Here is a 20,385-nt window from a genome sequence, read left to right on the forward strand (position 1 = left end):
ATGAGCGAGCAAACATCTGCCCATATCCAAGACTTGCCGTCGATGGCGATTCGCCGGCCGGTCCTCATTGTGGTACTCAACTTACTCATTATTATTGCCGGCATTGCCGCTATTGCAGGCGTTGAAGTGCGTGAGCTACCCGATGTCGACCGCCCTCGTATTACTGTGTCAGCGTCTTTCCCTGGTGGCTCTCCAGAAACGGTCGATACGGAAGTGACGAGCAAGCTTGAGGGCGCGGTAGCCCGCGTAAGCGGCGTGAAGTCGATTCGCGCGCAAAGTGAGGAAGGCAGTTCTCGAATCGTAGTCGAATTTCGCCCAGGCGTGAACCTCGATGATGCCGCCAACGAAACGCGAGAATCGGTGGCACGGGTTCAACGCGAACTCCCTGAAGAGGTCGAGCGTGTCTCAATAATCAAAGCCGATAATGACGCCGAGGCGGTGGTGTCATTGACGGTCAGCAGTGAGGCGTTGTCACTGGAAGCGCTAACAGAGCGAGTTGAGACTGATTTAGCACCGCAATTTCTGACCATTCCCGGTGTCGCTGATGTGCGCCTCAATGGCGATCGAGAGCGGGTGCTGCGAGTGCGTATCGACCCACTTAAACTGAGCAGCTTTAACCTGACTGTCCCCGATGTTGCTGATGCCCTGCGCCAAGCGCCCTTTGATGTGCCGGCGGGGAGTTTAAAATCGAATGATCAGCAATTAATCGTGCGCGCCGATGCCACCTCGGTCACGGCCGAGCAAGTGGGGGATATTATCGTCGGCGATGATACCCGCATTGCCGATATCGCAGCGGTCTATTTTGGCCCGGCCGACCCACGCTCCATGGTGCGCTTAGATGGCCAGCCTGTAATAGGCATGGAAGTGATCCGCCAAGCCCAGTCTAATACCATCGAAATTTCTGATGAAGTGCTATCGCTATTAACTCAAATGCGTGAGCGCTTCCCTGAGATGACTTTCACGCTGACTTCAGATGATGCACAGTTTATCCGCAGCTCAGTGGATGAGGTGTTAAACTCTTTGGTGCTCACCGTCATTTTGGTGGTCATTACTTTATGGGTGTTTATTGGTTCATGGCGTGCCACCTTAGTTCCGGCCTTCGCCATCCCTGTGGCGCTGGTGGGGTCGTTAGCGCTGATTTGGGCACTGGGCTTTTCTATTAATATTTTGACCTTGCTGGCCTTGGTATTAGCGACCGGGTTGATAGTTGATGATGCCATTGTTGTCAGTGAAAATATTCAGCGCCAACGAAGCTTAGGCCTTGGGCGTCGTGCGGCTGCTGTAGTGGGAACGCGCGAGGTGTTCTTTGCGGTGGTGGCGACAACCGCCGTGTTAGCCGCTGTTTTCGTACCCATCGCATTTTTACCCTCTACCGCAGGAAAATTATTTCGTGAATTTGGGGGTGTATTAGCTGGGGCAGTGATTATATCCAGCTTTGTGGCGTTGTCTTTAGTGCCTGCTTTGACATCGAAACTAAAACTAAAAAGCGGCGGCAAACATGTGTTTGGTAAAGTAGGGCATGCGCTGGCGAACGTTTACAAGTGGTGTATTCACAAAGTACTGAACCATGCTTGGCTTACGTTAATTGCCTGTGCTTTGGTGGCTGTGGCGTCGGGGGCACTTTATTCGCAATTAGAAAATGAGCTTTTACCGAGTGAAGACAGGGGTAAAATCCGTATTTTTGCTCGTGGACCTGATGGCGTCGGTCTCAACTTTATGGACCGCCAAGCCAAGGAAATGGAAGACATACTGTTGCCCTACGTCGAAAGTGGCGAAATAGAATCTATCTATACCGTGGTTGGGCAGTGGGATCCGAATATTACTTTTATCACTGTGCCATTAAAGCATTGGGATGAGCGTCATTTTAGCCAACAGGAAATTATTAACAAAATTCGCGGGCCATTAGGCGATATACCCGGCGCACCTGCGCGCGCATTTGGTTCTAATAGTTTGAATTTGCGCGGTCAAGGGGGTGGGGTCGAGCTGGCATTATTGGGCCAAGATTATGAGCAAATTTTTATTGCTGCCCAACAATTCGCCGCTGAAGTGGAAAAGGCTATCCCACAAGTGGCGCCAGTACGCATTTCTTATCAGCCGTCGCAGCCGCAGCTGCGAGTTAATATCGACCGCCGTCGGGCACAAGAGCTGGGTGTTGATCTAAGTGACATTGCCATCACCTTACGCGCAGCCATCAATGGCGACGACGTGGCGGATTTAAATGTCGGTGACCAATCTATCCCGATTATGCTGCAAGCACAAAATCGTACTATCAATTCTCCTAACGACCTAGCAAACCTGTATGTTGGCGCCAGCAATGGTCAATTGGTGCCGTTGAGCTCTGTTGCTAATATCAGCGAAGAAGGGGTGGCTGCAGAGCTGGAGCGCCATGCGCAGCGCCGCGCCATAGAAATGGATATGGAGTTGCCACCGGAAATGCCAATGGCGCAGCTCGTTGATCAGTTGCGAGATTTATCGCAGCAGCACTTGCCCAGTGGCATCACTTTGGCATTCAAAGGCGAGGCATTGACCTTTGAAGAAACGGCCAATGAAGTACTGATGACCTATGTATTGGCCTTTGTCATTGTGTTACTGGTTCTTGCGGCGCAATTCGAAAGTGTTAATAGTGCTGTGGTGGTGATGATCACAGTACCTTTCGGTATCACGTCGGCGATTTTAGCACTGTATCTAACCGGTACATCGCTGAATATCTATTCGCAGATTGGTTTAGTGATGCTGATTGGCTTGATTGCTAAAAACGCAATCTTGTTGGTGGAATTTGCCGACCAACTGCGTGACCGGGGACACCCTGTGCGAGAGGCGGTTGAGCGCGCTGCGCTGGTGCGTTTACGTCCCATTGCGATGACCTTAGTGTCCACCTTACTGGGGGCCTTACCGCTGATTTTATCCACCGGCGCAGGGGCGGAAGCACGTAACGCCATCGGTTGGGTGGTTTTCGGTGGTCTGGCGTTAGCGGTGCTGTTTACTTTATTCCTCACTCCGGTGATTTACTTAGGACTGGCGCGTTTCACCTCGCCCCGAGGTGATGAAAGCAAACAACTGGCGCAGGAATTAGAACAAGCGCATTAATAAATAAATGTCCGCACCCGGTGCGGACATTTTTTTTTCAGCAATTTTGTATTAAGCTCAGTATATTAGCACCTTTAAAGGCAGCACTATGCAAGCTGAGCAAATCGAAATTGCACAATTTTTGAGTGCCCATCCACCCTTTGACGATCTCCCCGAAGATGCCCTTAATAATCTTGCTCAACAGGTCGAGGTAGCGTATTTCCGCGCCGGCTCTGACATTCTCAATTATGGCGATGACATTTCCGATTTGTACGTGATCCGCAGTGGCTCAGTGGAGTCGTATCGGCGCAATGGGGACTTGTACAACCGTATGGACGAAGGCGGCATCTTTGGCCAAATGGGCTTATTGATGAACCGCAAAGTGCGCTTTCCCGTCAAAGCAATGGAAGACACCCTGGTGTATTGCATTAGTGTTGAGCTATTTAGTGACTATTGCGATAAATTTGAGCCATTTGCGGATTATTTTGAAGCAGATGGCAATGTTCGTTTGCACCAAGCCGTTGTTGAGCAAGCTGATAGTAATGATTTGACTACCGCTAAACTCAAGGTTTTACTACATCGTGATGTGGTTACTGTCAGCACCACTGCCAGTGTGCAGGAGGTTGCGGCTTTGATGACCCAAGAGAGCGTATCCAGTGTGTTGGTCACTGATGCCAACAAGCCTCTTAGCGATGACCCAGAAGAAGATGATGGGCAAGTCGTGGGTATTATTACAGACCGCGATATACGCACTAAGGTTGTGGCGCAGGGGCAGTCTTTAGCTATTGCTGCTGAGCAAGTTATGTCGACTAACCTTACGCTGTTAGACGCCAATGACTATGTCTTTGAAGCCGTTTTAGCGATGCTGCGTGATAACTTGCACCATTTGCCGGTTTTGCATAAACGTCGGCCCATCGGTGTCATTTCACTTTCTGATATTTTGCGCTATGAATCGCAAAGTAGCCTATTGTTAGTGCGCGGTATCCTTGCGCAGCAAAGCGTTGAAGACCTCACTCATTATGCTCGGCAATTACCCTCTGTATTTGTGCGTATGGTTAATGAAGATGCCAATTCACACATGATAGGCACAGCTATGGCGGTGATTGGTCGTACGTTTAAACAGCGGCTGTTAGCATTAGCAGAAGAAAAGCTAGGACCTCCTCCTATCCCTTATTGTTTTATCGCCTTAGGTTCAATGGCGCGAGATGAACAATTGATAGTGACGGACCAAGACAATGCCATTATTCTCGATGACAGCTTTGATGAAGCGCAGCATGACGAGTACTTTCAAGCGCTAGCGGACTTTGTTTGTGATGGGCTCGCTGCGTGCGGGTACAGCTATTGCGACGGTGAAATTATGGCATCGTTTAAAAAATGGCGCCTTACACGCTCGCAGTGGCGAGACACATTTGCCTCGTGGATAGCCGAGCCTAAACCTCAGGCGCTATTGCATTGCTCTATCTTTTTTGACCTCGATGGCGTGTGGGGCAAAACTAAATGGGCCGACGCACTAAAATCCTTTATTGCTAAAGAAGCCAAAGCAAACCGTCGCTTCCTTGCCAACATCGCCTCTAATGCGCGAAATAGAACTCCGCCACTGGGGTTCTTTAAAGGGTTCGTACTCGAACATGATGGTGAACACAAGCGCTCAATTAACCTTAAACGCCGTGGTACAGCGCCGTTGACTGACGTGGTGCGGGTCCATGCCTTAGCGGTCAGCTCGCGTAAGCAAAACTCTTTTGAACGCCTAGAAGATATTATTGAAGCCAAGTTATTGCCTGAGGGCAAGGCACAGGATCTGCGCGATGCACTTGAATACATTGCCATGACCCGTATTCGTCACCAAGCATGGCAAATAGAGCAAGGCGAAGCACCGGACAATCACCTAGACCCGCATTTGCTGTCGCCTTTCGAGCAACGAAACCTCAAAGAGGCTTTTGCGATTTTAGAAAAAGCACAAAGCTTCTTAAAATTCCGTTATCAAAACGGCGCAGGGTTGAAGTAATGGCTAACAAAGCGTCTTTGCTTGATTGGCCATCACGCTATCAAGCACTAGCGAAGCAATGCCAGTCGCCGCAACTGAGGCAGTTTTATCAAGCTGGTATCCCCGCTGGAGATACCCCTTTAGAACATGTGCCCTTTGCGGCTTTAGATTTTGAAACCACAGGTTTAGATGCTCGCAACGATGATATTGTCAGCATTGGTGTGGTGCCGTTTAGTTGGCATCGCATTTATTGCCAACGATCGGGGCATTGGTTGGTCAAGCCAAGCCAGCAGCTAGCAGAATCGTCCATTGTTATTCATGGTATAACTCATTCTGAAATTGCCAATGCTCCGGATTTAACCGCCGTATTAGAGCCTGTACTTGAGGCTCTCGCCGGGCATGTAGCCGTGGTTCATTACCATGCGATTGAGCGGCCGTTTTTCTTTAATGCATTAGAGCGGCGCATAGGTGAGGGGATCGAGTTTGCGTTGATTGATACCATGGATGTTGAGCACCAAGCGCTACTAGCACGTCGTGGCTTATTAGGTCGGCTATTTAAAGATAAGATTGGCTCTTTGCGCTTGGGGGACACTCGGCTGCGCTATAACCTGCCGGCCTATCAGGGTCATAACGCATTGACAGATGCTCTTGCGACCGCCGAATTACTGCAAGCGCAGTTGCGTTATCATTATCGCCCTGACACACCGCTGTCGCAGTTATGGAAGTGACACCCTAGATACAAAAAACGCCGCAATATTGCGGCGTTTTACTTAGGTTAAGGTTAACTATTTACCAGGGCGAGGCTCGGTGCGCAGGCCTAAAATTAAGCTTACACACATTAGCAGTAGCACAATGGTAAAGGGGAGGCCTGTGGATATAGCGCCGGCTTGCAGCGCCTCTATGGCCTCAGTACCACCAATCCATAGCAGTGCAGCGGCAATGGCGCCTTCCACGGTTGCCCAGAATATACGCTGAGGAACAGGTGCATCTACTTTACCGCCAGCGGTAATCGAGTCGATAACCAAAGAGCCAGAGTCAGATGAGGTGATGAAAAATACCAATACTAAAACAATGGCGATAAAAGAAAGGACACTTGCCATAGGCAGTTGTTCAAACATCTGGAACATCGCCAGAGGAACTTCCGTCAAGCCTTTCTCACCTAAGGTACCAACCCCATCAATAACTTGTTCAATAGCAATACCACCGTAGATAGACATCCACAATACGGTTACGAGCGTCGGGATCAGCAGTACCGCTGTTAAGAATTCACGAATTGTACGGCCTTCGGATACACGCGCGATGAACATGCCAACGAACGGTGACCAAGAAATCCACCATGCCCAGTAGAACACAGTCCAACCATGGAGCCAGGCTTCGTCTTCGCGACCGTGCGGATTACTAAGTGGAATAATGTTTTCAACATACCCCATAATGGTATTAGGCACATTGCCCATTGCTGCGGCAAAGCCCACCAAACCAACGAACACCAGTAATGCAAAGGCAATGGCCATATTGACGTTACTGAGCAGTTTTACGCCGCCATCGATACCGCGCACTACTGAGACAATGGCTAACAAGGTGACGCCCGCGATAACGGCCACTTGCATGCCAATATCGCCGTCGCTGCCAAACACATGGTTAATCCCTGCGGAGGCTTGTTGAGCGCCTAAACCCAGTGAGGTAGCAAGACCGAATAAAGTTGCAAGAACAGCTAAAATATCAATGATGTGACCAGGCCAGCCCCAAGCGCGATCGCCCAGTAACGGGTAGAAAATAGAGCGAATAGAGAGAGGTAAGCCCTTGTTGTAGGCGAAGAAAGCTAAAGATAACGCGACAACTGCATAGATAGCCCAAGGGTGTAAACCCCAATGGAACATGGTTGCCCCCATAGCGACCTTCGCTGCTTCAGGTGTGTTTGCTTCAACACCAAGGGGAGTTTCATACCAGCCTGTGAAATAGGCAACCGGCTCTGCAACGCCCCAAAACATCAAGCCAATCCCCATACCGGCTGCAAATAACATCGCTAACCAAGAAATACGTGAGTGAGTTGGTCTGGCGCTTTCACCACCTAAGCGGATATTTCCGTAAGGAGAGACAATTAATGCTAAACAGAAGATGACAAAAATGTTTGCCGCCCACATAAACAAGGCGTCAAAGTTGCCGATAATATCCCATTTGATACCATCTAGCGCCCCTTTGGCGGTGGCCGGGTCGGTCACTAAAATGGCGATTAAAAACACCAAAATAAGGCCAGCACTCACGCCAAAAACAGGGTTATGGACATCAAATCCCCATTTTTGCACGTTGTCCTGGCCGACGGTGTAGTCGGTATTTTCTATACTATACTTATCATGATGTTCACTCATGCATACCTCTAGTTATTGTCATAATGCCCTTAGAGCTTAGACCTATGTGAGTTACCCTGCGTGCCAGCGCACAGAAAGGTGGTTTGTAGACTAACTAAAATAGGCCCCATATCACTTACACTAGTTTAGAAGCAAAAATGTAAATGTAAATCACCAATTGTCTAACAGCTTGAATCTTATACATTACGGGGATGTTTCAAGGGGCGATCAAAAAAGCGCCCGAAGGCGCTTATGAGTAAAAATAATTTCACTGCAAATTATCGAACGATATCCATTTCAGCAAGTAGGTTATCGGCGTTATCCACATGCTCCATGACCCACAGCATATAGCGAGTGTCTACATGAATGGAGCGGTTGAGGTTAGGATCATAGTCCCAATCACCGATAATACTCTCACTTACACCGTCAAACAGCAGGCCGACTAATTCAGCTTTACCATTTAACGTCGGTGAGCCTGAGTTACCACCTGTGGTATCAACGGTGCTTAGAAAGTTGACCGGCACTGAGCCAAGCGACGACATTTGGTATTCACCATATTGTTTGTCGGCAATTAGCTGCATTTGCTTTTTCGGTGCATCAAAAGGCGCTTCGCCAGTGTACTTTTGCGCGATGCCCTCTAAGGTTGTAAATGGCGTATAGGTCAGTGTGTCTTTAGGCGAGTAGCCTTTCACTGTGCCATAAGTCACACGTAAGGTGCTATTAGCATCAGCATAGACGGGTAACCCTTGCTCTTGGTAAAAGGCAATAATGGCCGCCATATATTGGGGACGTACTTTAGCCAGTTCACCGCTGAGCGCCTTTTTCGCCTTTTCTCGGCTGCGCATATCATCATAGGTGGCTACAGCGATGGCCAAAAACGGATCGTCGCTTTGTTTGAACTCTGATACTGATTTGTTCATCCAATCGATACGAGCTTGCTGTTCGTTAAGCTCGGTCTTAGCATACCAAGAGTCGATGCGCTGGCGCATGGCCTCGCTATCATAACCCTTATCAATCCCTAAGGCTTTATCTAAAGATGCAATACGCTGCGCTTGCGGCAGTTGTGCATAAAGGTCGATAAAGTGGGCGAGGATGGCGCTATCGACGGTGTCGTCGTAACGACGAGATAGGCTGGTCATGCGCGCTTCAAAACGAGCTTGATCGCGCTGTTGGTAGCCAGGTTCACGCTCAGCATCAGGCAATTGCTTCTCATTGGCTAGGCGGTATAAACGCTGCGCACTAGAGAGCATGGCACTGCGGCCCATGTAGCCTAAAATCAAGTCCAGCTCACTGGTTGCTTGCGATTGCTTTACCAGCTCATTGAGCTGGGTAAGGGTATCGCCGTAGCGCGACTGACGCGCGCTGTCCGCCTTGATCCAAGTCGCAAGTTTTTGCGCCAAAGCATCTTTGCGTGTTTGCATATCAGTGTTTTGATAGGAGTCAATCATGCCACCATAGTTTTTCGCATAATTAGCCAGTCCAGCCAAAGTACTCTCGTAGGCTATACGTGCTTGTGAGCCTTCCGGAGCCTGCGCCTTTATGATATCAATGCTTTGCTCACGATAGGCTTTAGCAGTAGGGTACACATGGGTAAATTGGTGTGCCACTTCGGAGGCAGTGCGGTAACGGTTGGTGCGCCCCGGGTAGCCGGTAACCATCACAAAATCACCCTCTTTAACGCCTTTGGCACTGACTTTCAGGTAAGAATCTGGAGTGAACGGCACATTATCTTCACTGTACTCTGCAGGTTGACCGTCTTTACTGACGTAGGCACGGTAAAATGAATAGTCGCCGGTGTGCCGTGGCCACATCCAGTTATCAATATCACCGCCATATTTACCGACGCCCATGGCTGGGTTATAAACCAAACGCACATCTTTAATTTCCAGTGCTTTAATCAGGTAATATTCCAATCCACCATGGAAGGTATAGACGTTACAGCGGTAACCGACGTCTTTTTCACATTCAGCCACCAGCGATTTTTCTGCTTTTTCGATGGCTTTGTAGCGTGTATTACCATCCATATCATCGTTTAACTGGGCGTTCACCTTGTCAGTGACATTAGTGACTTGCTCGGTTACATACACTCGAGAGCCTGGGGCGGCAGGTAATTCCTGTTCAGGCTTTTTCGCTAAAAAGCCGTTTTCCAGAATATTGTTATCGGCACTGGAATTATATTGAATGGAGCCGTACGCACAGTGATGGTTGGTGACGACTAAACCTTTAGGCGACACAAATGAGGCTGTACACCCCCCTAAGCTGATAACTGCATTCATCGGGAATTCGGTGAGCTTAGAGATGTTCTTAGGGTCTATTTCTAACCCTTTTTGCTTTAACACAGATTCCAATTCCGGAAGCTGGTGAGGTTGCCACATACCTTCGTCTGCCAGTGCCGGTGAGGCAGCAACAGCGAGCGCAAGGGCGCTTAGAGAGCGAAAACGCATAATCAAGAGTTCCTAGTTGTTATTTTAGTGCCACAAAAGTGTCTCTTAGCTGCCACCTCGGTGCAACTTTTTGCTGCTAAGTTCACAACTGATGTGTAAATAATCGATTACAAACAAGGGAATGGAAAATTACTGAGGCTCGTCTAGGCTTTAGGAACCAAGCTCAAACACAACAACAATAATTTGAGGTGTCCGTGTCGTGACCAAAACAACCCAAGCGTTGATAGAGCAGTACCGCCAGTGTCGTGAAAACAGCGAAGCCTTGGTGGCAAACCTCAGTGCTGAAGATTGTCAAATTCAAGCAATGGCTGATGTGAGCCCAATGAAATGGCACTTGGCGCACACCAGTTGGTTCTTTGAAACATTTTTACTTGCGCCAAAAAAGATTATTTCTGCGCCTTTGCATCCTGATTTCAAGGTGCTGTTCAATTCCTATTATCAAGGTATCGGTGAGCAGTTCTCACGCCCTCAACGGGGCGTATTATCTCGTCCTTCATTGCGCCAAGTGATGGATTATCGCCACTGGGTTGATAACCACGTTGTTGCCGCCCTTGAGCATGATAGCGATGAGTGCGCAGAGTGGGTCAATTTAGGGATTGCGCACGAGCAGCAGCACCAAGAGTTAATGCGTATGGATATGCTTTATAACTTCAGTGTTAATCCGCTGTTCCCGACTTTAGACGAACACTTAGTGTGTCCCTCGAACGAGCAACCCAGACAGTGGCTGGATTTTGCTAACACAGATGCGCAAATAGGGGCGCAAGCGGGCTTTAGTTTTGACAATGAGCGGCCCCGTCACCGCGTCTATATTAATGAGTTTTCCATTGCATCACATCTTGTCACCAACGCAGACTATCTGGCCTTTATCGACGCAGATGGCTATCAGCGCAGCGAGTTTTGGCACAGTGATGGCTTTAGTTGGTTACAGCGCCAGCAGATAAAAGCGCCGCTGTATTGGCGCTACCAGAATAACAATTGGTATGAATTCACCCCCCAAGGGTTAATCCCGCTTGCGATGAATGCACCAGTGCGTCACATCAGCTTTTATGAAGCCAGTGCCTTCGCCCAATTTAAAGGTGCGCGGTTGCCAAGTGAGTTTGAGTGGGAGTGGGCCATGGAGCAAGCTCAAGCAGGTCATTGTGATATCGCGCAAATTGATGACTGCGCTTGGCAGTGGACTTTAAGTAGCTATCAGCCATACCCTGGGTTTCGGCCATTTGCGGGCGATGCCGGGGAATATAACGGAAAGTTTATGGTGAATCAGCAGGTGCTCAGAGGTGGGTCGTATTTCACCCCCAAGCAGCATACGCGATTAACGTATCGCAACTTTTTTTACCCCCATCAACGGTGGATGTGTAGTGGCATTCGCCTCGCCAAGGACAGAATCTATGAGTAACCATGCATTGCCATTCACCTGCCGTCAGAGCTTTTTGGATGACGTTATTGATGGCCTATCGCGAAGTCAAAAAACGCTGCCATGCAAATACCTGTACGACGACTTTGGTGCGCAATTGTTTGAGCAGATCACGGCGCTGCAAGAGTACTATCTTACGCGCACAGAATTGGCCTTGCTGGCACAGTATGCGCAGGGCATCGTCGCGCACTTGCCGACACAGGCAACCGTGATCGAACCCGGCTGCGGCTCGGGCCAGAAAGTCGCGTATTTACTGGATAACATGCCTGACGTAAATGGCTTTATACCACTGGAAATTTCCACAGAAATGTTGCTGTATACTCAGCAGCGTTTGCGCCAGCGCTTTGCCCACGTGAACATCCACCCACTGCATGGTGACTTTACCCATGGCCCGACTATCAAGGCGTTAGTGCAACAGCATGGCCTGAATGGCAGCAATAATGTGGTGTTTTTCCCAGGCTCAACCTTAGGCAACTTTTCCCCCATCCATGCAATTGAAGTGCTGCATAATTTACGTACTCTGTGTGGTCACAACGGCCGTGTGCTCATTGGTATTGATTTAATTAAAGCGACACCACGGTTATTGGCCGCCTATGATGATAAAGAAGGGGTGACCGCTGCGTTTAATCGTAATCTACTGACGCGTATTGCGCGCGAGTTAGGCGCACATCTGTGCTTAGAGCACTTTCGCCATGAGGCCCGCTTCAACAGTGAACAACACCGCGTTGAAATGCATTTGGTGGCGAATCAAGACACCTGCATCAGTGTGCGAGATCATCGTTTTACGCTTCGTGCAGGAGAGTCCATTCATACCGAAAATTCGCATAAGTACACGTTAGCGAGCTTTAGTTCTTTGATTGGCAATGCCGGATTGACCTTGGTAGATAGTTGGTGCGATTCGCAAGGGGATTTTGCGCTGTGCTTAGTGAAGCCGCAGCGCTAATACCTTGGCAAAAATACGCACATATTGACCCGATAACTTATAGTTTAGGCGACTCGAACCCTGGTGGATGACTGCGCTATTAAGACCATAATGACGGTGCAGCCAGGGCGCTATCACAGCGAGGGCAGATGCGGTTGCCAAGTCCTCCGGGTTACCGAATTGCGGCGCAAAGTAGCGACATTGCCAATGTCGTTGAAGGTGACTCGGCTTATTGATGACGATCAGCGCGTTGCGGCGCGTAGCAAGGTGCTCTAAATCCACTTCAAGGAAACGAAGATCGTCGCTGTCGCATTGCATGAAATCATAGCCAAAAGGTTCGCTGCCAGTGAAGGTCAAAGGCAGGTTTACGATTTTTGATAAGCTGTTGTCATTGCAAGGGCTTGCTTCAAGCGCGTCAAAGGTTAACATCGCTTGAGAATTGACAGCGAGTCCGCCGCTAAGAGGCTCTGTTTTGGAGCACATTGATTTGCCATTGGCGCTGCACGCAATGTGAGCGAGAGTGCCGTGACCGCAGCGGCGCACAGCATGGCCATTTTGCCACCATTGGATCACTTGTGAACGAGCGTGGTTAGCCACAAAGGTGCACATCACAGGCGCTAAGCGCATTGAAATATGACGGCAGTGATGGGCTTGTAAGCGTGGCCCATCAAACACCCAACTGGGGTTGGCTCCCCGGCCCGATAGCTGACTGAATACCTTGGCAAAGTAAAGGGCGCTGCAGCCAAAGCGTTTACTCAAGCGCAGCGCAAGCTTTGATTTTGCCGGATACAGCCTATGCTTTGGGCGTTGCATAGGCCGCTTGGTGAGTGTTGGCTGCTCGACCTGACGGGTCAGCGTTATCGGCAAAAGATGCGTCCCAAGCTAAAGCCTCAGGGGTTGAACAGGCCACGGATTTGCCATGAGGCACACACCGGGTTGGCGCTTCTCCTGGGAAGTGTTGACTGAAAATACTGCGATAGAAATACGCCTCTTTGGTTTGTGGCGTGTTTAGTGGGAAACGATAGTGGGCATTGGCCATATCAATATCACTGACCTGGGTATCGACATAGTCCTTCAGTGAGTCTATCCAACTATAGCCAACGCCGTCGGAGAACTGCTCTTTTTGTCGCCACAGCACATCGTCGGGTAAATAGCCTTCGAAGGCTTGGCGAATAATGTGTTTTTCTATTTTCCCGTCTTTACACATTTTCGCCTCAGGGTTAATGCGCATGGCAGTATCGACAAATTCTTTATCCAAAAACGGCACTCTGGCTTCCACCCCCCATGCTGCCATTGATTTATTCGCTCGCAGGCAGTCGAACATATGCAATTTAGAGACTTTACGATTAAGCTCTTCATGGAACTCTTGCGCATTGGGGGCTTTATGAAAATACAAATAGCCACCAAATAGCTCATCGGCGCCTTCTCCGGAGAGCACCATTTTTATGCCCATGGCTTTAATTTGCCGAGCCATTAGGTACATGGGCGTGGACGCGCGTACTGTGGTGACATCATAGGTCTCTAAGTGATAGATCACTTCTTTTAAGGCATCAATGCCTTGTTGCACGGTAAAGTGGATGGGGTGATGAATGGTGCCTATTTGTTTGGCAACTTGCTCTGCGGCAGCTAAGTCGGGCGACCCTTCTAGACCAATGGAGAATGAATGTAGGCGAGGCCACCATGCATCACTGGCGTCATTGTCTTCTATGCGTTTACTAGCAAATTTTTGTGTTATTGCCGAGATCACCGACGAGTCCAGCCCGCCAGATAGCAATACGCCGTAGGGAACATCACACATTAACTGGCGCTTTACCGCTGCTTCCAAACCTTCACGTACGGCTTTGGCTTCTGCAGGGTTATCCTTGACGTTGTCAAAATGCTGCCAATCGCGTTGATAGTAAGGGCGATACTCTCCGATATCACTGTCAAGGTAGTGGCCCGGAGGGAATTCTTCAATATGATTGCAAATAGGGGACAGTGCTTTGAGCTCACTGGCAACATAAAAATTGCCTTGCTCATCGCGACCAGTGTAAAGGGGCACGATACCGATATGATCGCGGCCAATCAGGTATTTATTTTTGCGCTCATCGTACAAACAAAAGGCAAAGATACCGTTTAAGTCATCTAAAAAGTCACTGCCTTGTTGTTCGTACAAGGCTAAGATCACCTCGCAATCGCTTTGCGTTTGAAAGTCAAAATCGATTGTTAGCGTCTCAGCGAGCTGTTGGTGGTTATAAATTTCGCCGTTGACTGCCAAAACATGACTTCGATCGGCGTTATACAAAGGTTGGGCACCGCTTTGAACACCGACGATAGCCAGTCGTTCATGCACCAAAATGGCATTATCGCTACTGTAAACACCAGACCAATCGGGGCCCCGATGACGTAATAGCTTGGACATATCTATGGCTTGCTCGCGCAGCTTTTGTGCGCCAGATTTTATATCCAGCACGGCAAAGATTGAACACATGGTTTTTCCTCATTCCTGTTACTTCACCTTTGTTGTATCAGAAAAATTTTGCCAAGTCACACCGCAATTTACCTCTTTAATGCAAATTTAATGCACTGAAATAAGTCATAAAAAAGCTGTTATGCACCATGATAGGTCGGAGTGAGTTTGTTGCGGGAAAAAAGCAACAGCTTTAGCACATTTTCGGTCGATAGCTGTAACCACGACGCACCAAAGTGGTGCGCCTTAGATAGGGTGAGGGGTGCACTGTGTCGAAAACCAAAGCGCGATACCTTAGTGAGCGTGTTGGCGCCCCCGCATGGCAATCTCAAGGCGGTTAAGTTCATGCTGGTGGGCTGCATTGATCGCTTCTGCTTGTGCTAGGCTCACGGCCTCGAACTGCAACTCAGCGCCGGCACGAGCCTGCCCTAAGCGGGGCAAGTCTGCACTGATCACGTGACCGAGAATAGGGTAGCCGCCCGTTGTCTGACAATCATTAAGCAACACAATGGGCTCGCCATTGCCAGGTAATTGGATGGTACCGGGGCTCACCGCTGTGCTGGCGATCCCGAGGTAGTGGCTTAGGCGCTCATGCTGTGGCCAATGCAGCCGCAATCCCATGCGGTTACTTTGCGGTGCAACTTGCCAACGGCCTTCAATAAAAGCGCTTTTTATTGATGCGGTTAAACCATGATCGCGTTGTTCCGGGATAAAATGAATAGGCCCTTGGCGGGTCGGTAAGCGGGCCCCAAAACCCTGCGGGTGAAAGTTGCTAGGGTGGATGGCTATTCGCTCACCCGCACTGAGTGCACGACCGTGATTGGCGCCCAAACCGGCCATGATATCGGTGCTGTAGCTACCCAGTTCCGCAGTGGCGACAATGCCTCCGGCAAAAGCAAGGTAACAGCGCAGGTTCAGTGCGCTGGAAGCGAAAGTCAGTATGTCACCAGGCTGTGCTTGATAACTCCAGCCTGGGTCAACTCGGGCACCATTGAGATTAGCACTCATGTCGGCGCCACTGAGTGAAAAGCACTGGCTACTGCAAAATTTTAGCTGCGCCATGCCTAAGGTCACTTCAAGCGCTGGCGTATTATCTGGGTTCCCCACCAATCGGTTGGCAATACGCAGGGCATCACTGTCGGCAGCGCCTGCTTGCGATACACCCAAATGGCGATAATTGAATCGCCCCAAATCCTGAATACTTAGCTGTGGGCCGCTTTTTATCACTTCAATCATGGTCTACCTCCACAAAGCGAATAGTATCACCGGGTGCAAATAAAGCAGGGGGGGTATTATGTTTGTCGAATAAACACAGATCAGTGTAGCCAATCAGGTTCCATCCCCCCGGGGATTGCGCAGGATAAATGGCGGTTTTATCGTGAGCGATGGCGACGGTGCCTTTTTTCACCTCAGTACGGGGCGTGTCTAGGCGCGGTAAATGCAGTGCTTTGGGGAGCCCACTGATATAAGCGAAGCCAGGTTGAAAGCCAAGAAAATCGACCTCGTACAAGGCGCTGCTGTGTAGCTCTATGACTTCCTTGACGCTCATCTTGCTGGCCTCAGCTACGGCTTCTAAATCAATACCGTATTCGCCCCCATAGTGCACGGGGATGTCGTGGTGTGCGTGACTGAGTGTCGTTTCGTCAAGCTGATGCCACGCTGTTAGTAATTGCTGTTGCAACTGCACAACATCAGTGCCTTGAGCACAATACAGAGTCAAACATTGATGGGCGCTGACGACATCAATACAACAGCCTTGATTTATATATGTGTTGGCCAAGTGATTGACCATGCGCTGCTTGTGTTGATGCTCAATGCTGTCTATGGCACTGCAATCGAGTACCAAGGTATGGGTATCAATATGATAAAAGCGCGGATCAGGTCTCGCTGTGGCCATAAACTCCTCACTGAGTTGTTGTTATTGTGCTAGCAAATTAGCATAAATGCGGATAATTAAGTACCGCGTGCGATAAAGTTAAACCCGTGGCAACATCAAAGCGCTAATAGCCCCTGCAATGCCGAGAATGCTGTAAATTAAAATTAGTTCAGCATTGTTGAGCCAGTGGCTTAACAAGCCCAAACTGCCAAACGCCAATAAACAGACCCCTATAACCGTGTTGCTTACCGCCACATAATCTGTACGTTTATTGCCCTCTGCCATATCAACCACGTAGGTTTTGCGTCCTAAACGCACGCCTTGGTGGGCAATGGTTAATACCAGATACATTGCTGGCAAAAAGGCAATATGACTCAACAAACCAGGGTAATAGGTCGCGACCAGATAAACGGCAAAACCATTGATGCTAACTAAGGTGGCACCTAAGACGAGCACATGCTTACTGGATAAATCACTGAGACGTCCCCAAGTGGGTGCAGAGATTAAGCTGGCGACGCCGGAAATTCCCATAAATAAAGCAAGTAATGAAAAGTCGAACTGCTGTTCACTGGCCAACACAATATAAAAAGGGGCGCTTAACGCTGAACACAATAGCAATGCTCGGGTTAGCACAAAGTGCGCAAATTGTTTGTCAGTCTTAAGTAAAGTGAGCTTGCCCAGTGCATGGCGAAGGCCATTTCGACCTCCTTCTGTAGCGCCGCTGTATTCACGAATACGACCATAGGTGAGGGCGGCCATTAGCCATACAAGGGCACCACAGGTTAAGGCAATGAGTACCGCTGATTTATCCCCTTGCTGTTGATAAAACCATAAACCTAGGCCAAAGGTAATGGTCGCAAGCCCAGCTGCACTTGCCGCAAAACCCGATAAACTGCCCCGTTGCTGCTTGGGGATGACCTTGCCCAGTACATCTTTCGCAGCGACGGAATTAAACCCGCGCGCTAAGGAAAACACCACCAGCAAAGCGATGATAGCAAGCCCCGCTGTGGTGCCTTGCAAGGTTAACCCCACTGCGACCATGGCAAATATACAAAGACTTTGCACTATGGCACCTAGCACCCACACCCACTTGCGCACCGCTAAAGTACGAATAAAGTCGGCAATTGCTAACTGCGGTAATAATGAGCCTGACTCGCGAATAGGCACCAGCCACGCGATCAGTGCACTGGGAACCTGCAAACTTTGCATCAACCAAGGCAGGGTGACTTTAGGGTTGAGCAGCGCATCAGCAAACTTGCTGAGAATTTGTGCCAGTAGCAAGGTTAAGTAATTGCCGGGCACCACTTTGCAGGCATTTTCGTCGATGGCTTTACAAGCGCGTGCATCTTCGACGTTGGCGAGGCGTTCATATATGGCTTCTTTGGTCAGTTTGTCTTTCATGCGTGTACTCAATGAATAAATTTATTGGTGTGAACGGTCAACTAAAAGACACGCTACTGCGTAAAGCAATAGCATAGGTCTGGCGGTACCGTTGTATTCACTCTACGTACTTACAGGGCTTCTATGATCATTTAGTTTAATGAGGCTAGCATGTTTAACAAGTTGTTTTTTCTTCTTATTTTTCTCGTGACCAGCACAGCAGCCATGGGCACAGACAACAATGACGCACAAATGAGTGTCGCGAAAGAACGCGTCGTGCTCGGAGCAGGGTGCTTCTGGGGGGTTGAAAAACGCTTTGAAGCTCTCCCCGGAGTGCTCGATGCTCAGTCAGGCTATGCCGATGGGCGTGGTTTCAAACCGACATACAAAAATATCATTGCTGCTAAGCGGCGCTATGATGAGAACAACTATGCTGAGGTGGTTAGAGTGACCTTTACTGCCAATGCCATCTCATTAGAGCGTATTTTACAGTTTTATTTTGAGCAACATGACCCCACCCAAGTCAATCGCCAAGGGAATGACCGAGGTACGCAATATCGCTCGACCATACTCACTTACAGCAACGAACAAACTGAACTTGCGCAGCGAGTAAAAGCACAATACCAAGCATTATTGAGCGAGGCGGGTTACGGTAAGATAGCCACGGTCATCAAACCGCTGGATAAATTCCATATGGCTGAGCGCTATCATCAAGACTACTTGCGTAAGAATCCCAATGGATACTGTCCGGATCACTCCACCGGCGTGGTGTTTAACGCCAAGGAGACAGAGCACCAAGACAACACTCAGCTGCTTGAGGGCAAACACATTGTCGTTTTAGACTCACCAAACTATTGCCCTTATTGTGAAAAGTTTAAACAAGAGGTGTTGGCAAGTTATCAGGGCACGATTGACGTACATTTACGTTACGCCTCGCAGCTTCAAGGCCTCACCATTACTTCCGAGACTTACGCCACCCCCACCATTTTATTTATAGAAAATGGCCAAGAAGTAGCTGCGCACCAAGGTTATATGCCACCTGAGTTATTCTACAAAGCACTCGGCGCCTTTAAACTGGGTGATTCAGAAGCGTACCGGGTAGCATTCGCCAAAGGGACAGACAGCCGATTTTGTAAGCAATATGAGGTGTTCAAAAACACGCCGGACGGAGTGTTTGTTGATAAACTATCAGGGGCACCACTGTTCGATACTCGCGACCGCTTCAATTCCGGCACCGGTTGGTTGTCTTTCACTCAGCCGGTGGCAGGGCAAGTGACTCGTCATCAAGACAATAGCTTCGGTATGCAGCGCATTGAGATCCGCTCTAAGTCGTCGGGCATTCATCTGGGTCATGTGTTTCCCAATGAGGGGCCTGATGGCAAGGCGCGCTATTGTATCAATGCGACGGTGTTAGAGTTTTTGCCTCGGGATGAATTTAACGGGCGTTCGTAACAATGTCTCAGCCACTGCTGTCGAACAGCTTTTTGCGCACCAAGGCTCGATACTCACTGGGGCTTTGCCCCAGCTCTTGACGAAATAGGCGATTAAGAAGGGCTTGATTACTAAAGCCTAACTCCATTGCGATGTCGTTAATCGTTAAGTTCGAGCTGGCGAGCAGCTCTTGAGCACTTTGAATTTTCAGTTTACGCCAATATTGCTTGGGGCTGAGGCCTGCGGCCTGTTTAAAACGCCGGGTGAGGCTGCGCTGAGAAATATCAAAGGAGCTTGCAAGTTCTGTAATACTCAGCTCAGCGCTTAAGTTGTTTTTCATCCAAAATTGGATTTGCGCTATCAGCTCATCAGGGTGACGTTCATTCATCCCCTCTAGATAACGCTGCTGTTCATAGGGCTTACGGACCTCATGTGAGAAGTTACGCTGCACATGTAAAGCACATGCGCGACCGTAGAGGCTTTCTAATAGATGAACAATCACATCTGCGAGTGCGTTAAGGCTGGCAACACTGTATAGCCCTTCGGCTTGAGTGATGAAGTATTCCGGTTTTAGATCAACCTTGGGGTAGTCACGTTTGAACTGCGCAGCATAATGCCAGTGCGTGGTGGCAGGGTGACCATCCAGCAACCCAGCCTCCGCTAAAAAGCAATTGCCAGTGCCCACTCCTATCATGGCTGTGTGCTTGCAGTTCATCGCCCGTAATGCCGCTACTAATGCATTTTGTTGGCGCAATACTGGTCTGGGGTTACGCCACAGGCTCGGTAAAATCAATAAATCACAATGCGAAATATCATCATAGTTACGGCCTGGAAAAAACGGCAATCCGCTGTGTGCGGTAACCGGCTCTCGGTTATGGCTAAGCAGCTCAATACTCAGTGCCCGGCAATTTGGCACATGGCGCTTGGCATAAGCGTAGCCAGCCTGAAGCATCTCAAACGGCAAAGTTAAGCTGGTGGCCAGCATATGCGGATAGAGGGCAATCATGACGTTGTAAGGGGACATACAAAGCTCCGACCACTTTAATTTGGCTATTTTTAATAAATATATGGCCA

Annotated in this window: 14 protein-coding genes; 6 read left to right on the top strand and 8 right to left on the bottom strand. The window is 49.2% G+C overall.

What is annotated here, in order from left to right:
• The 3 genes from MHM94_RS04310 (at position 1) to MHM94_RS04320 (ending at position 5,778) form a co-directional block, all read left to right on the top strand.
• The gene (locus MHM94_RS04310) at positions 1-3,087 is read left to right on the top strand and encodes an efflux RND transporter permease subunit (RefSeq protein WP_235419061.1); all 3,087 of its coding nucleotides are present in this window, start codon (positions 1-3) and stop codon (positions 3,085-3,087) included.
• Positions 3,088-3,175: 88 nt separating this feature from the next.
• Positions 3,176-5,071, top strand: coding sequence for a DUF294 nucleotidyltransferase-like domain-containing protein (locus MHM94_RS04315; protein ID WP_138508406.1), 1,896 nt, complete (start codon positions 3,176-3,178; stop codon positions 5,069-5,071).
• Positions 5,071-5,778 carry a 3'-5' exonuclease gene (locus MHM94_RS04320; protein WP_045978740.1) on the top strand — a complete coding sequence of 236 codons (708 nt, stop codon included), beginning with the start codon at positions 5,071-5,073 and terminating at the stop codon, positions 5,776-5,778. The genes MHM94_RS04315 and MHM94_RS04320 overlap by 1 nt, the downstream gene beginning before the upstream one ends.
• 57 nt (positions 5,779-5,835) lie before the next feature.
• Here the strand turns inward: MHM94_RS04320 and MHM94_RS04325 are convergent, their stop codons facing one another.
• Together MHM94_RS04325 and MHM94_RS04330 are read right to left on the bottom strand one after the other, a co-directional pair.
• A complete protein-coding gene (locus tag MHM94_RS04325) occupies positions 5,836-7,416 on the bottom strand; it encodes a BCCT family transporter (protein WP_022943851.1) in 1,581 nt (526 codons plus the stop codon).
• A gap of 257 nt (positions 7,417-7,673) precedes the next feature.
• Positions 7,674-9,839, bottom strand: a complete 2,166-nt coding sequence (locus MHM94_RS04330) for a S46 family peptidase (RefSeq protein WP_235419060.1) — start codon at positions 9,837-9,839, stop codon at positions 7,674-7,676.
• Positions 9,840-10,038: 199 nt separating this feature from the next.
• Between MHM94_RS04330 and egtB the strand changes: the two genes are divergently transcribed.
• Both egtB and egtD read left to right on the top strand, forming a co-directional pair.
• Positions 10,039-11,235 carry an ergothioneine biosynthesis protein EgtB gene (gene egtB, locus MHM94_RS04335; RefSeq protein ID WP_235419059.1) on the top strand — a complete coding sequence of 399 codons (1,197 nt, stop codon included), beginning with the start codon at positions 10,039-10,041 and terminating at the stop codon, positions 11,233-11,235.
• The gene (egtD, locus tag MHM94_RS04340) at positions 11,228-12,196 is read left to right on the top strand and encodes an L-histidine N(alpha)-methyltransferase (protein ID WP_235419058.1); all 969 of its coding nucleotides are present in this window, start codon (positions 11,228-11,230) and stop codon (positions 12,194-12,196) included. The genes egtB and egtD overlap by 8 nt, the downstream gene beginning before the upstream one ends.
• On the opposite strand, the gene MHM94_RS04345 is transcribed toward egtD, so the two are convergent.
• The 5 genes from MHM94_RS04345 to MHM94_RS04365 form a co-directional block, all read right to left on the bottom strand.
• A complete protein-coding gene (locus MHM94_RS04345) occupies positions 12,176-12,988 on the bottom strand; it encodes a PhzF family phenazine biosynthesis protein (RefSeq protein ID WP_235419057.1) in 813 nt (270 codons plus the stop codon). The genes egtD and MHM94_RS04345 overlap by 21 nt on opposite strands.
• On the bottom strand, positions 12,969-14,645 hold the full coding sequence (gene asnB / locus MHM94_RS04350) for an asparagine synthase B (protein WP_151172824.1): 1,677 nt from the start codon (positions 14,643-14,645) through the stop codon (positions 12,969-12,971). The genes MHM94_RS04345 and asnB overlap by 20 nt, the downstream gene beginning before the upstream one ends.
• Before the next feature lie 273 nt (positions 14,646-14,918).
• Entirely contained in the window at positions 14,919-15,860 is a 942-nt protein-coding gene (locus tag MHM94_RS04355) for a biotin-dependent carboxyltransferase family protein (protein WP_235419056.1), read from the bottom strand.
• Positions 15,853-16,521: a 5-oxoprolinase subunit PxpB gene (pxpB, locus tag MHM94_RS04360; RefSeq protein WP_152440698.1), complete on the bottom strand. Its 669-nt coding sequence runs from the start codon at positions 16,519-16,521 to the stop codon at positions 15,853-15,855. The genes MHM94_RS04355 and pxpB overlap by 8 nt, the downstream gene beginning before the upstream one ends.
• A gap of 78 nt (positions 16,522-16,599) precedes the next feature.
• Positions 16,600-17,901, bottom strand: a complete 1,302-nt coding sequence (locus MHM94_RS04365; protein WP_235419055.1) for an MFS transporter — start codon at positions 17,899-17,901, stop codon at positions 16,600-16,602.
• Between the two features lie 204 nt (positions 17,902-18,105).
• Here MHM94_RS04365 and msrA point away from each other — a divergent pair, with 204 nt between their 5' ends.
• Complete coding sequence (gene msrA / locus MHM94_RS04370; RefSeq protein WP_235419150.1) at positions 18,106-19,332, top strand: peptide-methionine (S)-S-oxide reductase MsrA; 1,227 nt, start codon at positions 18,106-18,108, stop codon at positions 19,330-19,332.
• A 7-nt stretch (positions 19,333-19,339) separates the two neighbouring features.
• Here msrA and MHM94_RS04375 read toward each other — a convergent pair whose 3' ends face one another.
• Positions 19,340-20,335, bottom strand: coding sequence for a helix-turn-helix domain-containing protein (locus tag MHM94_RS04375; RefSeq protein WP_235419054.1), 996 nt, complete (start codon positions 20,333-20,335; stop codon positions 19,340-19,342).
• Positions 20,336-20,385 lie beyond the last annotated feature (50 nt).

Origin of the sequence: Pseudoalteromonas sp. CNAT2-18.1, from assembly GCF_022347865.1 — a bacterium.
GTDB lineage: Bacteria > Pseudomonadota > Gammaproteobacteria > Enterobacterales > Alteromonadaceae > Pseudoalteromonas > Pseudoalteromonas ruthenica.

Coding starts and splice junctions, on each gene's coding strand:
- asnB (WP_151172824.1), bottom strand. CDS start 14,645: ATGTGTTCAATCTTTGCCGTGCTGGATATAAAATCTGGCGCACAAAAG.
- MHM94_RS04345 (WP_235419057.1), bottom strand. CDS start 12,988: ATGCAACGCCCAAAGCATAGGCTGTATCCGGCAAAATCAAAGCTTGCG.
- MHM94_RS04365 (WP_235419055.1), bottom strand. CDS start 17,901: ATGAAAGACAAACTGACCAAAGAAGCCATATATGAACGCCTCGCCAAC.
- MHM94_RS04355 (WP_235419056.1), bottom strand. CDS start 15,860: ATGATTGAAGTGATAAAAAGCGGCCCACAGCTAAGTATTCAGGATTTG.
- MHM94_RS04375 (WP_235419054.1), bottom strand. CDS start 20,335: ATGTCCCCTTACAACGTCATGATTGCCCTCTATCCGCATATGCTGGCC.
- msrA (WP_235419150.1), top strand. CDS start 18,106: ATGGGCACAGACAACAATGACGCACAAATGAGTGTCGCGAAAGAACGC.
- pxpB (WP_152440698.1), bottom strand. CDS start 16,521: ATGGCCACAGCGAGACCTGATCCGCGCTTTTATCATATTGATACCCAT.
- MHM94_RS04330 (WP_235419060.1), bottom strand. CDS start 9,839: ATGCGTTTTCGCTCTCTAAGCGCCCTTGCGCTCGCTGTTGCTGCCTCA.
- MHM94_RS04325 (WP_022943851.1), bottom strand. CDS start 7,416: ATGAGTGAACATCATGATAAGTATAGTATAGAAAATACCGACTACACC.
- MHM94_RS04310 (WP_235419061.1), top strand. CDS start 1: ATGAGCGAGCAAACATCTGCCCATATCCAAGACTTGCCGTCGATGGCG.
- MHM94_RS04320 (WP_045978740.1), top strand. CDS start 5,071: ATGGCTAACAAAGCGTCTTTGCTTGATTGGCCATCACGCTATCAAGCA.
- egtD (WP_235419058.1), top strand. CDS start 11,228: ATGAGTAACCATGCATTGCCATTCACCTGCCGTCAGAGCTTTTTGGAT.
- MHM94_RS04315 (WP_138508406.1), top strand. CDS start 3,176: ATGCAAGCTGAGCAAATCGAAATTGCACAATTTTTGAGTGCCCATCCA.